At 45.1% G+C, this 2,962-nt stretch carries 1 protein-coding gene; it reads right to left on the reverse strand.

Translation table 11 applies throughout. The annotated features are described in order from the left end of the window. Positions 1-34: 34 nt before the first annotated feature. Complete coding sequence (locus tag ULVI_RS00960) at positions 35-2,911, reverse strand: T9SS type B sorting domain-containing protein (protein WP_068588547.1); 2,877 nt, start codon at positions 2,909-2,911, stop codon at positions 35-37. Positions 2,912-2,962: the final 51 nt, after the last annotated feature.

Raw genomic sequence — 2,962 nt, forward strand, 5'->3', positions numbered from 1 at the left:
TCGGGGGCTTTTTATTTTATTAACGAGGGTTGAGTTATCTTTTTAATGTAAAGTGTCCTCTAAATTCTTTTTGGACCTCTTGTTCGGTGTATTCGATCTGGAACCAATAATCACTTGAAGGCATCGGGTTTCCGTTAAAAGTACCATCCCATCCATTTCCAGTAGGGCTTATCTGTTTTAGCAGTTTTCCGTAGCGATCAAATATATAAATTTTTGCCGAAGGGTCCTGCTCTCCAATACCAATGATATTCCAAGTATCGTTTATGTTGTCTTCATTTGGAGTAAAGTACAGCGGGTAATCTATGACTCCCACTTCGAAAGTTACACTTCCACATCCATTCTTATCTTGAATAGTGATCATGTGCGTTTCTGCCTGTACATTCTCAAAGATATTCGAATCTTGGAATGCTCCATCATCCAGCGCATATTCATACTCATTTGCTCCAATACCTTCTGCCGTTACTTCAATGGTATGACTGTCTGCAAATGCACCATTGACCAAGATCGCATCGTAAGTGATCGGTGGAGATGATTCGATCACGGTGGTGGTCACCGTAGTGGTACATCCTGAGTCTGCCTCGGTAATGGTAACCGTATAACTCCCACTAGTGGTCGCTGTAATGGAAGGTCCATTCTCTCCCTCTAAAACCACACCGTCTACCTCCCAAACAAAACTATAGCCTGCTGCAGGAAGTCCTGTGTCGATCACCGGTGGAGAAGCCCCTCCAAATTCTTCTGGAATCGGATTCCCATTAGCGTCTAAACACAAACGGTATTCATCCAATAACGTAAGTTGTGGCAATTGCTCTACTTGAAGAATCAACTCGGTAGTAGCAAAACAATCTGTGTCATTGTTGGTCACTCGTACATAGACGATCTGTGGATTGATAATATTCAAATATAGATTAGGCAGGGCATTGGTACCTTCCTCTGCCGTCTCAGGGGTTTCATAATACGTTACCGTGTAATTCGCTGGGTCCTGTCCTCCTAAGATCACCTCCGACTGACTGCCAAGATCGAACTCGGTGATCCCGTCGTTCTCACCCACACTGTCACAAAGCACATAGGGTTGTGTAGGAGCAAACGCCTGCGCTCCTTCTAACACCTCTATCATAAACGATTGCGCTCCCCCAATGTAGCAACCCGTCTGAGGGTCTTCAATACCCACAAAGATTTCTTGGGGATTGGTCAGATTCGTATAAGCCGTAGGATTTCCAATGTTAGGGGTTCCTGCCATGGCTGCATCCGCAGTGGTGTAATAGGTAACTTCATACCCCAAATCGAACTGCTCATCTCCTAAGATCTGTTGCTCTTGTTGGGTAAGATCAAAAACATCGGTTCCATTGCTGTTGACCTCACACTTAGTAAGATCATCGATCTGTGCACTATCATCGGGTAATGGACTTATGATAATTTGTATTTCTACGATCTCAAAACAACCACTACTTTGATTGGTCGCTCTCACATAGATTGTCTGTGAGGTTTGTTCTAGCGTATAGTTTTGCGGATCAACAATGGCAAGAAGCGGATCGCCCGACACCGCATCTGCATAGCTCTGATAATAACTAAGCTCCCAATTCTCCCCATTTAAAATCTCTGCTTCTTTTTGGGTAAGATCAAAAACATTATCTGTATTAGGGTCTTGATCATCACAAATTACAAGAGGATCCACAGGGGTTTGTGGCTCTGGATTAGGATTCACAACCAAGGTCAACGTAAGGTCTGTTTCTACACAGCCCGTAATCGCATCTTCCACACGGATATAAAGCACGTGAGGATTGCCCATCTCATTTATATAGGTGTCGGCAGGAGTGATCGCATTGGTATTATTTTGAGCATCCTCGGGAGTTTCAAAATACTGAACCACAAGATTGGGTTGCCCTCCTCCAGTGATCTCATCATTCTTTAAGATCAAGTTAAACGTAGTTTGCCCGTCATTGGGCGCTCCTAGATCATCACACAACACATAGGGAGTAGGAGCTGTAAGGTTGGGACCTTGTGATACCGATATCTCAAAAGAGCCCACACGGGAACATCCCGTGGCAGCAGCCACATCTGTTAAACGCACCCAGATTGTTTGCGGGTTGCCCATATTGGTATAGCTCTCTGGGTTTCCTATAGGAGCATTTCCGTTTTGAGCATCCGCAAGACTCGTGTGATAGGTAAGGGTAAAGTTTGCAGGGTCTTGAGAACCGTAGATCTGGGCCTCATTGACCGTTAGATCAAAAAGTGCTTCCCCATCTGCATCATCATCACACAATACAATAGCATCGATCTCCAAAGGAAGTATCGGGGTTGGGTGTACGATAAGTTCTAAAGGCACCACCGCAAAGCAGCCAGTTCCTCCACCAAGAAGGGGGAAGGTAGCTCGGGCATACACCGTTTGGGTGTTGGCGGTAATATTCTCATACGGACTGGTCAATGCAAAGGAACCTGTTTGCGCATCGGTTTGGGTCTCATGGTAGGTAATAACAACTCCTGGTTCTCCAGCTATGATCTCGTTTGTCTTATCGGTCAAAGTAAAGAAAGCAAATCCGTCATTATCTAGATCACAGACCTCTAAAGGTGTGGGCGTGGCAGGAGAAGGAAGTGGATTGACCACCAGATCTAACGTGATGCTTTGGTCCTGTACCACGCAGCCTGTAGTGATGTCTTCCGCACGTATGTAAATGGTCTGCGGGTTTTCTACATTCTCATACGCAGTAGGCGTAGCTATAGGAAGATCGGCCATAAAATCATTTAGATCTGCATAGTATTGAAGGGTGACACTTAAGTTCCCTCCAGTGATCTCTGTACGTTTGCTGGTGAGATCAAATCGCTCGATCTCATCATTAGGTCCTGTGATCTCTTCCGAGTCACATAGTTCTAAAGGTGTTGGAGCCGTTAGTACGGGTGGAAGGTTTACTTGCAATTCAAAAGCTAGTCTCTGCCGTACATATCGTATTGCTCTAGTTCACCACCA

It is taken from the genome of Cochleicola gelatinilyticus (genome assembly GCF_001637325.1).
Classification (GTDB): domain Bacteria; phylum Bacteroidota; class Bacteroidia; order Flavobacteriales; family Flavobacteriaceae; genus Cochleicola; species Cochleicola gelatinilyticus.